This window comes from Clostridium perfringens ATCC 13124 (genome assembly GCF_000013285.1).
GTDB lineage: Bacteria > Bacillota > Clostridia > Clostridiales > Clostridiaceae > Sarcina > Sarcina perfringens.
The window spans coordinates 2244158-2262129 of record NC_008261.1; the positions used below are offsets into that span (position 1 = coordinate 2244158).

Genomic DNA, 17972 nt, shown 5'->3' on the forward strand with positions numbered 1-17972 from the left:
GAAAAACACGAACGTTTTTATATAAAATGAACTTTTCATCTGTCTACGAATGTTATTGTACACTATTCTAAGTTATTATTCAATAATTATCGAATATTTTTTATTATTATTTTTAAAATATATGTGTTTAATATCTTTCTTTCTCAAAACTATGTTTAATATATCTATAATCTTTATTAAATCCAAGAAGAGTTAAAAGCTTTATTCTAGCCTTTTGACTTGGCATACTTTCTCCAAATATAACCCCAAGCTCTTTAAGATTTTTTCCACCTCCAAGATATCCATAGCTATCACTTACTCTTCCTTCAAAACATCTTGAAGTAAGTACTATAACTATTCCCTTATCTAAAGCATCTTTTATTGCATCAACCATAGTTGGTGGTACATTTCCTCTTCCTAAAGCTTCTATTATGATTCCATCATATTTTTTCTCTATACAGTGATATATAAAATCTCCATCCATACCTGCAGCACATTTTATTATGGCTACTTTTTTATCAATAACCTCTAATGGTATAAAATCTTCCTGTGGAACTCTTCTATCAAATATTACCCTATTATTATCAACTATTCCTATTGGGCCAAAATTAGGTGTTCTAAAAGCATTTAAAGCCATTGAATTAGCCTTAGTTACCTCTGAAGCACTATTTAATTCCCCATTAAAACAAACTAGAACTCCTCTATTTTTTGCTTCATCTGATGCAGCTGTACATATTGATGCAGCTAAGTTAGCTGGTCCATCATATCCTAACTCTGATCCACTTCTCATAGCTCCAGTAAAAACTATTGGTTTACTTGTCTTAGTTGTTAAATTAACAAAATAAGATGTTTCTTCTAGAGTATCTGTTCCATGAGTTACTACAACTCCATCTATATCTTCTCTCTCTACTAAAGCATTTATAAATTTTGATAGTTCAAGCATTATCTCTGGAGTAATATGTGGACTTGGTAATGAAGAAAAGCTATGTGACTCTATTGTTGCAAAGCTTTCTATTCCTGTTACCATAGCCATTATTTCCTCTCCTGTCAAACTTGGAACTGCAGCCTTTATTCTATCATCAACTTTCATTGATATTGTTCCACCATTAAAAATTACAGCTATTTTCTTCATGAGTACCTCCGAATTTCTTTTTTATTTGACTAAGTATCATTCGTCACAATGCTTATTATAATTAAATTAATAATTCTATTCAATCTTTGCAAAGCTAAACTTATATTAAATACTAATAAGCCCTAATAACTTAATCATTCCCCTAATAATTATAATCTTTTTACAAATTTTATAAAACTAATAAATTAAAGCATATTTTTTAATATAATCTTCTTTTCGTAAAATACATATATTATAAAAATACTTATATATATTTTTCACATTCTAAAATTCATAGAATTACTTCATTAAAAATTTAAAAGACCATATCAAAATAAAATTTGATATGGTCTTTGAATATATTAATTACCTTAGAAAATAATACAGATTAAATTTCCTTCCCCTTCATTGATGATTCTTTGAAGAGTTTTTTGAATCTTGCTTTGAATATCATCTGGCATCTTATAAAGTTTGCTTCTTAAACCTTCTTGAACTAATGTCTCTAAGGACTTACCAAACATATTGCTTTGCCATAATTTTTCCGGATCACTTTCAAATTGCTCAAGTAATGTTTTAAATACCTCTTGAGTTTCTTTTTCAGTTCCCATTATTGGGCAAATTTCTGTTTGAATATCTGCTTTTATTAAATGTAGACTAGGAGCACTCGCCTTAAGTTTAACAACATATTTTGAACCTTGCTTATCAATATCTGGTTTTTCAAACTTCATTTCTGATAATTGAGGAGCAACTAGTCCATAACCTGTTTCCTTAACACTATTTATTGCTTCAGCTACCTTATCATATTCAGATTTTGCTTTATGCAAATCTTTGATTAAAGCTATTAAATCACTTTCATCATTTAATTCTTCATCACACATTTCACTTATTATTTTATAGAAGATGCCATTTTTAGGAGTCATTTTAACTCTTACAGTTCCATCCCCTAAATTCATCTCACTTATATCTGCTACCCCTAAGAAATCTTCTCCATAAGTACTAAGTAGATCCTTAACGTCTCTAATTTTTGATATGTTTTTACACATGTCTTTAACTATGTCTATAAAATTAGATTTTAACCAATGAGAAGGCTCTAATTTTTCAATCCATTTTGGCATGTCTATATTAATTTCCTTAACTGGAAATTCTTTAAGTACTTTTGTAAATAAATCGTTTATGTCATTTTCATTCATATTGGCTACATCCATTATTTGAACTGGAACTCCATATCTGATTTCTAATTCTTGTTTTAAGTCTAAAGTCTCTTCTGCCCTTGGATCTAATGAATTAAGTACAATTATAAAAGGTTTGTCTATTGATTTTAACTCAGCTACAACTCTTTCTTCAGCATCTAAGTAATCATCACGATCTATACCAGTTATACTTCCATCTGTAGTAACTACTAATCCTATTGTTGAATGGTCTGTTATTACTTTTCTAGTTCCTATCTCCGCTGCATCTTCAAATGGAATTTCATAGTCAAACCAAGGAGTATGAACTTTTTTAGATTCTCCATCATCAAAATAACCATTAGCCCCTTTAACAATGTATCCAACACAATCAACCATTCTCACACTAAACTTAATGCCATCATCTAAAGCAATTTCTACTGCCTCATTAGGTACAAATTTAGGCTCTGTTGTATGAATAGTTTTTCCTGATCCACTTTGTGGTAATTCATCCTTTGCTCTTTCCTTTTTATAAGCATTATCAATCTTAGGTATTACCATTAAGTCCATAAATCTTTTTATAAATGTAGATTTACCTGTTCTTACTGGCCCAACAACTCCAACATAAATATCTCCCTGTGTTCTTTCTGCTATATCTTTGTATATATTGAAATCTTCCAAGATACACCCTCCTATAAATATTATTAACACTATATATATATTAGAAACTTTGAAAAAGTATACTGTTTAGCAAAATATATTTTTACTTTAATTGGATATACTTTTTAACTCCTTTATCTAAACTTCAACTTTCTCTTTCTAATATTATGTATTAATATTATTTATTCAAAAAAATCTAAATTAATGCTATTTATTTTAAATATTTTTATTTTTTTATATGTAAGACTTAGCATAATTTTATAACTACATAAAAAACATTTTTTATAAACACTGCCCACTTTTAATTAAAACAAAAAGAGATAGAAAATTTTCTATCTCTTTTAAATCAAATTTTATATTTCTTCTTTTTTCTTATCTCTTTCCATTAAAAGGCTTACAGCATTTTCTGCCTTTGCCCCTTCAAAAAGAACTTTGTATGCTATATCAGTTATAGGCATTGTTACTCCTTCTTTTTCTTTTAACTCATAGAAGGCTTTACAAGCTTTTATTCCTTCAACAACCATTCCTACTTCCTCTATAGCTTCTTCAGCAGTTTTCCCTTGACCTATAAGTATTCCAGCTCTTCTGTTTCTTGAATGCATACTTGTACAAGTAACTATTAAATCACCCATACCAGTTAATCCAAAGAAAGTTTCAGCTTTTCCACCCATTTTAATTCCTATTCTAGCTATTTCAGCCATTCCTCTAGTCATTAATGCTGCCTTAGAATTGTCTCCATATCCTATACCGTCACAAACACCTGCCGCTAAGGCTATAATGTTTTTAACAGCTCCTCCAATTTCAACACCTATGATATCATCATTAGTATATATTCTAAAGTTTTTATCCATAAATAGGTCTTGAACTTTCTCTGCACATTCCATACATTCTGAACTTGCAACTAAAGTTGTTGGAATTCCCTTTGAAACCTCTTCTGCATGACTTGGCCCAGATAAAACTACGACCTTATTATTTGGTAATTCTTGATTTATAACTTGAGATAGTCTCAAATTAGTACCCTCTTCGATTCCTTTAGCAATATTAATAATTATTACATCATCATTAATTTTACCCTTTAGGTTTTTACAAGCTGTTCTTATAACATGAGAAGGTACTGCAAGAACTACATATTCAGCCCCATTTAAAGCTTCATCTAAGTCTTTATAAGCAGTGACATTAGTAGGAATAGTTAAATCTTTTATATATTTGTCATTCTTTCTGTTTACGTTAATGTCATTTATTACATTTTCATCTCTATCCCACAGAGAAACCGTAACACCTTTATTCCCCAATAATATACCTAAAGAAGTTCCAAAACTTCCTGCTCCTAAAAAAGCCACTTTACTCATAAAATTACTCCTTTCTAGCTCTATATTCTATTTCTATACCAGTTCCATCAAAATCAAAACTTTCTCTTAATTGGTTTTCTAAATATCTACCATATGAGAAATGTAATAAATTAGGGTCATTTACAAAGAACACAAACTTAGGTGGCTTTGTAGCAACCTGAGTAGCATAGTATATTTTTAATCTCTTTAAGGCTACAACTGGTGGCTCTTTCATTAAAACAGCCTTACTTATAACATCATTTAATAATCCAGTTGAAACTCTCTTAGAGTAATTATCATAGCAATATTTAGCTGTTGATAATATTTTATGTACTCTTTGTCCTGTTAAAGCTGATATGAATAAGTATTTAGCATATGGCATAAACTTAAGTTTTTGTTGTAAGTCTTTTTGATAATTACTTAATGTTTTATCATCTTTTTCAATAAGATCCCATTTATTTACAACAACCATAATTGCTTTATTCATTTCATGAGCATATCCTATTATTTTTTCATCTTGCTCAGTTATTCCTTGCTCAGCATCTATTACAAGTATAGCTACATCAGCTTTCTCTATAGCAGCATAAGTTCTGATTACACTATATCTTTCTATTTCTTCTTTTACTTTACTTTTTCTTCTTAATCCAGCAGTATCAACTAAGATGAATTTTCCATCTTCTGTTTCTAAGTAACTATCTATAGAATCCCTTGTTGTTCCTGGAACATTACTTACTATAACTCTCTCTTCACCTAATAATCTATTTATAAGTGATGATTTACCTACATTTGGTTTACCTATCATAGCTATTCTAATATATTCATCATCCTCTTCATCTTCTGAAGGATCATTAAAATATTTAACAACTTCATCTAGCATATCTCCAAGTCCTAATCCTTGAGATGCTGATATAGTTATAGGATCTCCAATTCCTAAATTGTAGAACTCATAGCTATTTTCTTCTAAAGCTAATCTATCTATTTTATTAACTACTAAAACAACAGGCTTTTTACTTTTTCTAAGCATTTGTGCAACTTCTTGGTCAGCAGCAGTAAGTCCTTCCTTACCATCAACAACGAATACTATTACATCAGCCATTTCTATAGCAATTTGTGCTTGTCTTCTCATTTGTTTAACAATTATATCACTACTTTCAGGCTCTATTCCACCTGTATCTATCATTGTGAATTTTCTGTTTAACCATTCTGATTCTGCATATACTCTGTCTCTAGTAACCCCTGGTGTATCTTGTACTATTGAAATTCTTTTTCCTGCTAATTTATTGAAAAGAGTCGACTTACCTACGTTCGGTCTTCCAACCATAGCAACTATTGGTTTACTCATTCTTATTCCTCCTCACAGTGTTCATTTATTAAGTCTATTAGGTCTTCCCCTGTATAGCTACAAACTATAACTTTAACTCCCAATCTTTCCTCAATATCCTTTGCTGTCAAATCATCTAACATTATTCTTTGAGTTATATCTCCTGGCTCGTAACCTTTTCTAAACATGTTATCTGCCATAATTAAGTACTCACTATCAATGTTATCCTTAAGTTGAGCAATAACATCTTGCCCAGTTAAAAGTCCTGCAACTGTTATTGTGTGCCCAAAGAAATCATTTAATATAACCTTACACTTAATATCTATATTATTATTCTCTTCTCTTATATCGGTACAAACCTGATCTAATTCTTTAAAAGCAGATGTTCCTGTAATAAGAGTAAATTTACCTTTTCCACTTTTAGTTAACTTATTCTTTATATCTACTGCCATGGTTTCTCTTAGAAGTCTTATCATTCCAACTCCGTCTTCTATTTGCTCATATCCATTATAGAATTCTTCATTTGGAACTTCCTCATCTGCCATAACATAAAACTCATCTGATAATCTTACAAATGGGCTTCCTATTTCTTTCATGTATTTTTCTTGAAGAACTTTTATTCTATCTAATTCTTCTTTAGCTGTTTCTTTATTATATATTTCAAGGTCAGCTAATCCTTCTCTAAACTTTGTTATTCCAATTGGTACAGCAGCAACATTTTCAATTGAAGGACGTAATTTATAAAGATCTTCTACAGTTCTAACTAATTCGTCTCCATTGTTTATTCCTGGCATAACAACTATTTGAGCATTTACAGTTATACCAGCTGCCGCTAATTTTTGTAATCTTTCATATACATTCCCTGCAAATCTATTATTAAGAATTTTTTTTCTTAAATCTGGATTTGTTGTATGAACTGATACATTTATAGGACTTATTCTATATTTTATAATTCTATCAATATCTTCATCCTTCATATTTGTTAAAGTAACAAAGTTACCTTGTAAAAATGAAAGTCTTGAATCATCGTCCTTAAAATATAAAGTTTTTCTCATTCCCTTTGGTAATTGATCTATGAAGCAAAATATACATTTATTTGTACAACTTTTAGCTTTGTCTAGGATGGCCTCTTCAAATTCCACTCCTAAATCTTCGCCATATTCCTTTTCTATTTCAAACTCCCAAACCTCTTTGTTTGGTTTTAATATTTCTACCTCAACGTATTCGTCTGCTAATAAAAATCTATAATCAAGTATATCTTCAACTTTAGTACCGTTTATGCTTAATAGTATATCTCCCTTTTCAAAGCCTAATTCCTCACCAATTCCTCCTGGTAAGACTTCAGCAATTCTACTTTTCATATGCTTCACTCCTATTTTAGTACTATCTATGTTATATTACCTTAATTAAATAATGTAGTCAACTGAAATAACTTTATACCTATATATTGTGTTTTGTTTCAATTACTAACTTTTTATTTAACTCTAAATTTAATTATTAACTTTTTCATTAAGCTTTAAACTATGTTGTTTAAATATTAAAAAGTAATCCCCTAAAAAAATTTTGAGGATTACTTTTAATAGCTTTCTCTTAATTCTATTATAGTAAAAAAATTTTTAAATATATAACTAATTATATAATAAGTGTTATAAATTTAAAGGTGTTATAAAGTATTAATTAACTAAAATTATATATTTATAGGTATAGTTATTACTATTTTAGTTCCTACTCCTAGTTCACTAGTTACATTTATCTCACCATCAAAAAGTCTAACTATATGTTTAACTATGGCAAGACCTAGTCCAGTTCCACCACTTTCTCTACTTCTAGCTTTATCTACTCTATAAAATCTTTCAAATATCCTTGGAAGATCCTCTGCACTTATTCCAATTCCATTATCCTCAATAACTAAAACAAGATTCATGTCACGATTATAACTTTCAACTCTTACCTTTCCACCTTTTTCAGTATATTTAACAGAATTGCTTACAAGATTAAGTAACATTTGTTTAAACTTATCCTTATCTCCCATAAGAACACAATTGCTATTTGTATCTAAAAATATTTCCACACCTTTTTTCTTAGCTTGATCATTTAATAGCATATAAACTTTTTCAATTTCTTCATCAACATTAAATTCTTCTAAAACAGTACTTCTTTTTTGTTCTATTTCATAAAGACATAATATATCCTCTAAAAGTCTTGCTAATCTATCTGATTCTTCATCTATTATGCTTAAAAATTTATTTCTAGTTTCATCATCATCTACATATCTTAAGGTTTCTGCAAAACCTTTAATTGATGTAAGTGGGGTCTTAAGTTCATGAGATATATTAGCTACGAATTGACTTCTCATGTTTTCAAGCTTTTTAATATCTGTAATATCTTGTATAACCACAACTGTCCCTATTATTTCTGGTTCATTTATTATACTTGCTTTTCTTATTTTTAATATTTTTGGATCATCATTATAGTTAACTTCAATTTCAACCCTATCTTTTTCATCAAAAAAGGCCTTTAGTACCTCTTTATCAGTTATATAATCCAAAAGTTTATTTCCAATAATCTCTCCGCTTATGCCAAATATTTTTTTAGCATAAGGATTTATCATTAAAACATTCATATCTCTGTCAAAAGCTATTACTCCACTACCCATACTTTTTAATATGGCTTCTAATCCATTTTGTTTATCTTTAAATCTCTCCATGGTTATTTCTAATTGCTCTGCCATATAATTAAAGCTTTTTCCTAGTCTTTGAATTTCATCATCTTTAGAATTAATTTTTACTCTTTTATGAAAATTACCACTTGCAATAGTAGAGGTTAATTGTTCTAATTCCTTTAGTGGATTTAATATTATATTAGTTATTTTAACAGTTAAAAGTAAGGCAATGACTAAGGATAATATAACCCCTACTAATAAATAGTTACTATTTATGCTATCTAGTATTTTTGCATTTTCAACAGCTATTGATGTTCTAACAATAGAGCCATCCTTAAGTTTAAGTGCACTATAGATCATGTTTTGATGAAGATCATTACTATATCTTACACTGCTTCCTAAACCACTTTCTATGGCTTCTATTATTTCTTGTCTCTTAAGATAACTTTCATTATCATTGATTAATTTTTTATGGGTATCAAAAATAACATTTCCATCCTTACTGATATATGTTATTCTTATATTTTTCATATCATTATTTGATTCTATTCTTTCTAATTCACTCTTAATATTTCCATTATCATTTTCTAACAATAAAGCTATGACCTTATTATATTCATTTAGAACATTCTTTGATTCCTCTAAATATTTATGATTTGATATTACTAAGTACATAGAAGTCATTATTGCTAGAAAAAATGTTATTATTAGTGTTGTAAAAATAATAATCCTTTTTTTCATTTATTAATCCACCTTAATCAATAAATATTGATGAAAATAATCTTCCTGACTTTTCTTGATCCTGTCTATAACTATGCATCTTCACTTCTTTTTCACAATAAGTACAAATTCTAGTAGAAGTTATATTTTCTTTTTTAACAATACCCTTAAGCTGAATTTCTACACACTTCTCAAGATTTAGCATTCTTCCATTACATACATCTTTCCCAAATTCTTCACTGAACTTCTCTGCTAAATCTTCACTTACTTCATAACAACATTGTCTTACGTGAGGGCCTATTATTACTTTAATATTTTCACAACCATATTTCTCTTTCATATATTCACAAGTTTTTCTAGCTATTTTATTGTATGTTCCTTTCCATCCACTATGAATAGCTGCAATTACTTCCTTCTCTTTATCATAAGCTATAACTGGAACACAATCTGCTGTAAAAACTCCTATAAGTGTGTTTTTATCCGTAGTAACTAAGGAATCACAGTCTCTATCCCCTTTAAAATTTTCAAAAGTTGCATCAATAAAATCACTACTATGTGTTTGGTTAACATAAACTACCTTGTCTACTTTAAATATTTCCTTTAAGTCCTCTAAATTTTTCTTTCCCTCTTCATCTTCTTTTTTATAATTAACATTATTTAATGCAGTTGAAAATCTAACTTTTATATTTCCATCGTTAAAAACTATAAATTCTTTGTTATCTATTATTTCTCTTTTCATAACTTTCACCTCAAAAACACAAATTATAATCTACTTATTTTACCATATTATCATATTTCAACTCTTTGTTAAATTAAATTCAAGTTAAATATTATTTAAGTATATGGATAAATTAAAACAAATAAAAAAGCCACCTTAAAGAACTCTCTTTAAGATAGCTTAAAATTATTTCATTAAACTTTTTATTTCTTCCATAAAGGTATTAATATCTTTAAATTGTCTATATACAGAAGCAAATCTTACGTATGAAACTTCGTCTATATCCTTAAGTCTCTCCATTATCATTTCACCTATGTAATCAGACTTTATTTCTACCATCATTTTATTACTTATGTTTCGTTCAATATCAGCTGCTATTTCTTCTATTTGAGCCCTAGATACAGGTCTCTTTTGACACGCTTTAATTAATCCGCTTATGATTTTTTCTTTATTGAAACTTTCTCTACTTAAATCCTTTTTTATAACAAGTATTGGTATATCTTCTACCTTTTCGTAAGTTGTGTATCTTTTAGAACATCTTAAACATTCTCTTCTTCTTCTAATTGCATTATAATCTTCTGCAGATCTAGAATCCACAACTTTACTTTCTTCATAAGAACAGTAAGGACATCTCATTTTAAAATCCACGCCTTTCTCTAAGTTGTAATAATATTATACCCTCTTTTTTACTTAATTTCTATATATATTTTTGAACATCTAGTATATTTTTCCCTTTTGAATCTATTAGTATAACATCTACTCCAACTTTGTATACATCAGACCATTCTATCTCTATATCCTCTGACTTACTAAAAAAGGATGTTTTTTCTCCAGGTATTATAATAGATAATATTCTATTATCATCACAATCTATCTTAACATCAGCTATTAAGCCTAACTTTTTACCTTCACTTACATCTATCACTTCCATAGCCCTTAAATTATTTAAAGAAAATAAATTTTCTTCCATGTATAAACTCCTCCTAAACATATAATTATTATATTTAATTTATATGTTTAATTTTTATATTTATTAATTAGAAGAGGTAAAAAATACTAAATAACATAAGATTTTTAATTTATCCATAAAAAATAGAGCTCAAAAGAGCTCTATACATACTTCCTCATATGCTTTAATGCTATTTTTTCCAACCTTGAAACTTGTGCTTGAGATATACCAATTTCATCAGCTACCTCCATTTGAGTTCTTCCATTAAAGAATCTCAAATTCAATATAAGTTTTTCTCTATCGTTTAATTTCTTCATAGCTTCCTTTATTGCTATATTTTCAAGCCAACTATCATCTTGATTTTTTGAATCACTTATCTGATCCATTACATATATTGCATCTCCACCATCATGATAAATAGGCTCAAATAAAGAAACTGGATCTTGAATTGCATCTAGGGCAAAAACAACATCTTCCCTTGGAATTTTAAGCTCTTTTGCTATTTGAGATACAGTAGGTTCCTTATTATTTTCATTTACTAGCTTATCTCTTACAAGTAAAGCCTTATAAGCTATATCTCTTAAAGATCTACTTACTCTTATAGTGTTATTATCTCTTAAATATCTTCTTATTTCTCCTATTATCATTGGCACAGCATAAGTTGAAAATTTAACATTTTGTGATAAATCAAAGTTATCTATAGATTTCATAAGTCCTATACAACCAACTTGAAATAAATCATCTACATTTTCGCCTCTATTATTAAACCTTTGGATTACACTAAGCACTAATCTCAGATTCCCCTTAATAAATTTCTCTCTAGCACTTGTATCTCCATTTTGCATTTGTAGCAATAATTCTTTCATTTCTTTTTCTTTTAAAACTGGTAATTTAGCTGTATTGACTCCACATATTTCTACTTTATTTATCATCATAATTGAAATCAACCCCTTCGAAGTAATTCCCTTCCGCATTTTAATTATTACCTGTAGAGGTTAATTTTATACTCTTAAATCATTTTGTTAATTTCTTTCTTTAATCTTTTTATAATTTTCTTCTCTAACCTTGAAATATAAGATTGAGATATTCCTAGCATATCAGCTACTTCCTTTTGAGTTTTTTCTTTATATCCACATAGTCCAAATCTTAATTCAACAATTTCTTTTTCTCTATTTGAAAGATTCTTCATTGCAGTAAATAATAATTCCTTGTCAACTTCATCTTCTATCAGATTGTAAACAATATCATCATCTGTGCCAAGTATATCTGAAAGTAAAAGTTCATTTCCATCCCAGTCTATATTTAAGGGCTCATAAAATGATATCTCAGCTTTAACCTTGCTATTTCTCCTTAAATACATAAGAATTTCATTTTCTATACATCTTGATGCATAGGTTGCAAGCTTTATCTTTTTTTCAGGATTAAATGTATTTACTGCCTTTATAAGTCCAATTGTTCCTACAGAAATTAAATCCTCAACTCCTACACCAGTATTCTCAAATTTTCTAGCTATATATACAACTAGTCTTAAATTTCTCTCAATAAGAATACTTCTAATAGCTTCATCATTCTCCCCTAATTTGTTAACTAGCTCCTCTTCCTCTTCTTTACTAAGAGGTGCTGGAAGAACATCATTCCCCCCAACATAATAAATTGGTTCTACCATAATATCTAATTTAGTAAATAACTTATTAAGCAAAAGTCTTATATTTAACATAACCTAATCACCCCTATATAATTCCTCTAGACAATAAAGCTTCATATTCTCCCTCTTTACTTAATTTATTATCACAAAAACATAAGATTGCATCTCTTGTCATTGTTTCCCCATTAACATTACAAAGCTTTATATTGTCAATCTTAATCCCTTTCATATATCCTGAATTCCCATCAACTACTTTATACGGTATCCTAAATTGATCTTTTTCCTTAATGTTTACCCCTCTAAACTTTTCTCTTTCTGCTATTATTACAGGCAATGCAGTTGCAGGCTCTACAAGTCCATTTCCTGTATCTAAAAATGCTTTAATATTAACAACTTCTGAATCAATACATACATCTAAATCATATATAAAGTTATTTATAATAGCTCTATTTTTAAAATAATTCATAACTCCACTAACAAGTATGTAACTTATAATTAGTGAGAATATTATAGATTTAGTTGAATAATCATTTATTATAAAGGATTCTGAAATATTATACTGATTTTCAACTAAAGCAAACATAAAACAAGTACCACAAAAGGCAAAAGTTATCACTAAAAAAGTTATATATCTTTTTATTATTGTCTTTAACTCTCTTCTTTCTGATATTATAGTAATCATTCCAAAAGAAAAGAGTAGTTTTAAAGGCAATGATGTGAGTATATTTAATCCTGGAACAAAAACAAACAAGGTATATATTGCTCCTAAAAAAGCTGCTAATATTATTCTCTTGTAAATTATTGTATCTTTCAAGGTCTGTAAAGTTAAATAAAGTAGAAAAAAGTTAATTAAAAAATTTTCTAATATGACAATGTCAATATATACAGTCATAAATCAACTCACTCCCTATTTATAATTATAAAGCTTCTTATTCTAAAATTTTGTCATTATATATTCCATATGCATATTTTCTATCTTTCTTTTTCCTCATTATTCTACATTTTTCTACTAAATAAAAAATTCTTAATATTATAATTATTTTTTTCATGTCTATTCTTGTAATGAAAATGTATTCATTAAACATAAGTTCATAATTTATTAAACTATAAATAATAAAATTCAATATTTTTTTCCATTTCCTGAGTTTTAAATCCCAAAATATTGAAAAATAACTAGAAAAACTTTTTATTTCTACATAAACTCTATTATAAATATATAAAATTTTTTCTAATTAAAGTAAAAATAAAAGCACTTATAGTAATTAATTACCATAAGTGCTTTTCTATTTAAAAATACTATCTTCTACCTCTTCTTAAAAACATAGGTATTTCTAAATCATCATTATATCTATCTTCTTGTTGAGTTTGTGAAGATGCAGCAACTTCTTGCTCAGCTACTTTTTCTTCAACATTTTCTACTATAACTTCTCTTTGAGTTTGAGTAGCTCCACTTGTTACTCCTTGAGCTCCCATTCCCATTCTTTGACGCTCTTTTTCAAATCCAGTAGCTATAACAGTTATTCTTATTTCATCTTTTAATGTTTCATCAATAACAGTACCAAATATTATGTTAGCATCTGGATCTGCAGCTTCTTGAACTATTTCTGCAGCTTCATTTATTTCTAATAAACCTAACTCAGAATCTCCTGTTACATTTAATAAAACTCCAGTAGCACCAACTATTGATGTTTCTAATAATGGAGATGATATTGCTTCTCTTGCAGCATCTTGTGCTCTTGTTTCTCCTTTACCATATCCAACACCCATGTGTGCTAAGCCTTTATCTAACATAACAGCTCTAACGTCTGCAAAGTCTAAGTTTATTAAACCTGGATTAGTTATAAGATCTGATATACCTTGTACACCTTGTCTTAAAACATCATCAGCTTTCTTAAATGATTCTAATAAAGTTGTTTTCTTATCTACCATTGATAAAAGTCTTTCATTAGGTATTGTAACTAATGTATCAACTTTTTCTTTTAAATTTGCTATACCCATTTCAGCATGAGTCATTCTTCTTCTACCTTCAAATGGGAATGGCTTAGTAACTATACCTACTGTTAATATTCCCATTGATTTAGCTATTTCAGCTACTACTGGCGCAGCTCCAGTACCAGTACCGCCCCCCATACCAGCAGTTATAAATACCATATCAGCTCCTGATATAGCCTCTGTTATTTCATCTCTACTTTCCTCAGCAGCTTTTTTTCCTATTTCAGGATTTGCCCCTGCACCTAGTCCTTTTGTAAGTTTATCACCTATTTGAATTTTATTTTGGGCATGAGATAGTGTTAAGGCTTGTTTATCTGTATTTATAGCAATAAATTCAACATCTCTTAATCCTTCTTGAATCATTCTATTAACAGCGTTTCCGCCTCCGCCTCCACATCCAATTACCTTAATATTAGTAAATGATTGTATATCTACATCAAAATCTAACAAACTAATTCCTCCTTTAAAAAAGCTCCTCTAAGAACGCCATTATTTTGGAAAGCCCTCTCTTCTTTACACTTTTATTTTCACTTTTATTTTCTTTATCCACTGTTACTTTTCTTCCTGAAAGTAATTCTTCATCACATATTAATTTTAACCTATCATATACCTCTTTAACAATACTAATTGAATTAATTATTGAAGAATTGTCAAATAAAAATTGCTTTTTAGTGAAAATTCTTACATCCTTATCAGTTGTATACTCTATTCTTTCCTTAATATGTTCATAATAACTAATACCGTCACCAGTTAATATTATCATATCTGTGGTATTTAGAATATCCCTTTCCATCAATTTACTATTAACTAATTCTACTATTTCACTTAATCTTGCATCTATAATATCATGAATTAAATAGGTATCCAATATGTGTTCCTCAAAGGAAATATTATTATAATCCTTTCTAATACTATAATATTTTGAAGAATATTGCAATTTTAATCTTTCTGCTTCCTCTTCTGATATAGATAAACATATAGCTAAATCTTTGCTTATATTTCTTCCTCCTAATGGTATATAATCCATATCCTTTAGTGTATTCCCTTTGTAACTATATATTTGTGTTTCTTCTGCCCCTACATCTATAATTACAACATTTGAAGTTTCTGTTTTTTTACTTAAAAAAACATTTTTAAATCCAAATCCCAATGAAACTGTTCCTAAAACCTCATATCCAGCTTCTAAAATAATTTTATTTAAAGTGCTAATTTTAGATTTAGGAGCGATAATTAAATCTTCATCTATTTCGATTCTTTCAGCTCTAATTCCAATTGGATTCTGAACAAAGCCAAATTCTTCAGTATAGAATGAATTTATTGTACTATCTGCTACACATTCTTCCTCTGAAAGCTTTAATGTTCTTCCTTCTATATAAGCTTCTTCTATATTTTCTTTAAAAACTAATGAATCATCATTGTCAGTATAAGAATATCCCTTATTTTCTACCATTCTACAATCATTATTTTTTAATGATAAGTAAACACCTTGAATATTATGTCCACTTTTTTCTTCTAGTTCTTTTAGACATTCTTTAATAGTTTTTACAACAGACTCTTCATCTATTATTTTACCTTTAGATACACCTTGCAAATCTTTTACTACAAAATCTAATACTTCGAATTCTCCATTTTCATTTTCACCTGATATCGCCGCACAAATATTTCTGTTTCCAATATCTAGACCCACTATGTTTTTAGACATTTTTTCTATGTGTACCTCCCTATCTAAAAATTGTGATAATATATATATTCTCTTAAAAATTCAAATTACCTCTATATTTAATACATCAATAATCGACTTAAAATCTCCCTATCTATAGCAGAATTCATTGCCGTTTCTTGTGTTATTATACCTTCTCTATACAGATTAGCAAGTTCCATGTCCATCGTTCTCATTCCATATTTACTTCCAGTTTGGATAGAAGATTCTATTTGATGAGTTTTTCCTTCTCTTATTAAATTTTTTATAGCTGGTGTAGCAACCATTATTTCTAATGCAGCATTTCTATCTCCATCAACGGTTTCCACTAATTGTTGTGATATAATTATTTGTAAAACAGAAGCTAACTGTATTTTTATTTGTTCCTGCTGATGTGGTGGAAAAACATCTACTATTCTATCTATAGTCTTAGCAGCTCCTATAGTATGAAGAGTTGAAAATACTAAGTGTCCAGTCTCTGCCGCTGTTATAGCTGTTGAAATAGTCTCTAAATCTCTCATTTCTCCAATTAAAATAACATCAGGATCCTCTCTAAGAGCTGCTTTTAAGGCTCTTTCATAACTTAAAGTATCCTTTCCTATCTCTCTTTGGTTTACAATAGATTTATTATGTTTATGAAGAAACTCTATAGGATCTTCTATTGTTATTATATGAGATTCTCTATTACTATTTATTTCATTGATTAAAGCTGCTAAAGTTGTACTTTTACCACTTCCAGTAGGTCCTGTAACTAATACAAGTCCTCTTTTAAGATTACATATATCCTTTAAAGTCTCAGGATATCCTAAACTATCTAAAGTTGGCATATCTAAAGATATAACTCTTATAGCTAAAGCTGTACTATTTCTTTGTTTATATATATTAACTCTAAATCTACCTTTACCATGTATTGAATATGATGTATCGTATTCTCCAATAGCATCATATTTTTCATATGCATCCTGTAATATCTCTTTAGCATACGCTTCAGTATCTTCAGGGCGCAATATTTCATGTTCTAACCTTACTAATTTTCCATTAACTTTTATTATAGGAGAAATACCTACTGTTAAATGCAAATCAGATGCTCCTTCTTTAACTGTTAACTCTAAAAGTTCTGCTAAACTTTGCATAAATCTCCTCCTAAACTTAATTCTTAATAAATAATTTGTTCACTCCATAAAGAAATGAACAAATTATTTATAGAAGAATCCACCTTTTTTATCGTATAATAAATATTATAAACCATATGATATATCAATTCCATAATTTTATAAAACTTATTTTTTTTTATACAATTTATTAAGTATCATTTAACATTTAAATTCCTTATTTAATTTTTTTAATGCCTTTTTTTCTATTCTAGATACATATGATCTTGATATACCAAGAATTGCCGCTATTTCCCTCTGTGTTTTTATATCACCATCTAAAAGACCGTATCTCATTTTAATTATTTCTTTCTCCCTAGGACTTAAGATATCGGACATCTTTTTATAAAGCTCCTTAACCTGTAATGAATTTTCAACAGCCTCTAATACCGAATCAGAATCACTACTTAAAATATCTATGAGACAAATTTCATTACCTTCCTTATCTACTCCTATAGGATCTTGAAGGAATACTTCTCCCTTTGTCTTCTTAGTATTCCTAAAAAACATAAGTATTTCATTGTCTATACACTTAGCTGCATATGTTGCAAGTCGTATTCCCTTGTTAGTGTCAAAAGAATCTATAGCCTTTATTAAACCTATTGTTCCTATAGATATTAAATCATCCATTTCTTTTGAGTTTTGGTAATTTGAAGAATACTTCTTAACTATATGTGCTACTAGTCTTAAATTCCGCTCAACTAGTACTCTTTTTGCCTCAACATCTCCATCTTTTAACCTTTCTAAATAGATTTTTTCTTCCTTCTCATTTAAAGGCTTTGGAAAAGTAGAATTTCCTGTTACATAGCCAGTTAAAAATATTTTACTACCAACTAATTCTAATAAGTATTGTAACATGAACATATCGTTC

Annotated in this window: 16 protein-coding genes; all 16 read right to left on the reverse strand. The window is 28.5% G+C overall.

From position 1 onward, the window contains the following. Positions 1-127: 127 nt before the first annotated feature. Positions 128-1111: an asparaginase gene (locus CPF_RS09750; RefSeq protein WP_003458466.1), complete on the reverse strand. Its 984-nt coding sequence runs from the start codon at positions 1109-1111 to the stop codon at positions 128-130. Positions 1112-1461: 350 nt separating this feature from the next. Beyond that, positions 1462-2937: a stage IV sporulation protein A gene (gene spoIVA / locus CPF_RS09755; RefSeq protein WP_003458520.1), complete on the reverse strand. Its 1476-nt coding sequence runs from the start codon at positions 2935-2937 to the stop codon at positions 1462-1464. 332 nt (positions 2938-3269) lie between these two features. Beyond that, positions 3270-4265 (reverse strand): NAD(P)H-dependent glycerol-3-phosphate dehydrogenase, encoded by a 996-nt coding sequence (locus tag CPF_RS09760; RefSeq protein WP_003458497.1) that lies wholly within the window; start codon positions 4263-4265, stop codon positions 3270-3272. 4 nt (positions 4266-4269) lie between these two features. Continuing rightward, positions 4270-5586: a ribosome biogenesis GTPase Der gene (der, locus tag CPF_RS09765; protein ID WP_003458514.1), complete on the reverse strand. Its 1317-nt coding sequence runs from the start codon at positions 5584-5586 to the stop codon at positions 4270-4272. A 2-nt stretch (positions 5587-5588) separates the two neighbouring features. Beyond that, positions 5589-6926, reverse strand: coding sequence for a radical SAM protein (locus CPF_RS09770; RefSeq protein ID WP_003458424.1), 1338 nt, complete (start codon positions 6924-6926; stop codon positions 5589-5591). 326 nt (positions 6927-7252) lie between these two features. After that, positions 7253-8968 (reverse strand): two-component system histidine kinase PnpS, encoded by a 1716-nt coding sequence (gene pnpS / locus CPF_RS09775; RefSeq protein ID WP_003458438.1) that lies wholly within the window; start codon positions 8966-8968, stop codon positions 7253-7255. 13 nt (positions 8969-8981) lie between these two features. After that, a complete protein-coding gene (pgeF, locus tag CPF_RS09780; RefSeq protein ID WP_003458458.1) occupies positions 8982-9686 on the reverse strand; it encodes a peptidoglycan editing factor PgeF in 705 nt (234 codons plus the stop codon). Positions 9687-9851: 165 nt separating this feature from the next. Beyond that, positions 9852-10301, reverse strand: coding sequence for a transcriptional regulator NrdR (gene nrdR, locus CPF_RS09785; RefSeq protein ID WP_003449440.1), 450 nt, complete (start codon positions 10299-10301; stop codon positions 9852-9854). A gap of 61 nt (positions 10302-10362) precedes the next feature. Beyond that, a complete protein-coding gene (locus tag CPF_RS09790) occupies positions 10363-10635 on the reverse strand; it encodes a YlmC/YmxH family sporulation protein (protein ID WP_003458476.1) in 273 nt (90 codons plus the stop codon). Between the two features lie 140 nt (positions 10636-10775). Beyond that, positions 10776-11549 (reverse strand): RNA polymerase sporulation sigma factor SigG, encoded by a 774-nt coding sequence (sigG, locus tag CPF_RS09795; protein WP_003449454.1) that lies wholly within the window; start codon positions 11547-11549, stop codon positions 10776-10778. Positions 11550-11623: 74 nt separating this feature from the next. Then, positions 11624-12331 carry an RNA polymerase sporulation sigma factor SigE gene (gene sigE, locus CPF_RS09800; protein ID WP_003449468.1) on the reverse strand — a complete coding sequence of 236 codons (708 nt, stop codon included), beginning with the start codon at positions 12329-12331 and terminating at the stop codon, positions 11624-11626. A 13-nt stretch (positions 12332-12344) separates the two neighbouring features. Further along, positions 12345-13151, reverse strand: coding sequence for a sigma-E processing peptidase SpoIIGA (gene spoIIGA / locus CPF_RS09805; RefSeq protein WP_003458523.1), 807 nt, complete (start codon positions 13149-13151; stop codon positions 12345-12347). A gap of 404 nt (positions 13152-13555) precedes the next feature. Further along, positions 13556-14701, reverse strand: coding sequence for a cell division protein FtsZ (gene ftsZ / locus CPF_RS09815; RefSeq protein ID WP_003449411.1), 1146 nt, complete (start codon positions 14699-14701; stop codon positions 13556-13558). A 13-nt stretch (positions 14702-14714) separates the two neighbouring features. Further along, positions 14715-15953, reverse strand: coding sequence for a cell division FtsA domain-containing protein (locus tag CPF_RS09820; RefSeq protein ID WP_003478307.1), 1239 nt, complete (start codon positions 15951-15953; stop codon positions 14715-14717). 77 nt (positions 15954-16030) lie between these two features. Next, positions 16031-17083: a type IV pilus twitching motility protein PilT gene (locus tag CPF_RS09825; RefSeq protein ID WP_011590949.1), complete on the reverse strand. Its 1053-nt coding sequence runs from the start codon at positions 17081-17083 to the stop codon at positions 16031-16033. A 180-nt stretch (positions 17084-17263) separates the two neighbouring features. Continuing rightward, positions 17264-17965, reverse strand: coding sequence for an RNA polymerase sporulation sigma factor SigK (gene sigK, locus CPF_RS09830; RefSeq protein WP_011590950.1), 702 nt, complete (start codon positions 17963-17965; stop codon positions 17264-17266). Positions 17966-17972: the final 7 nt, after the last annotated feature.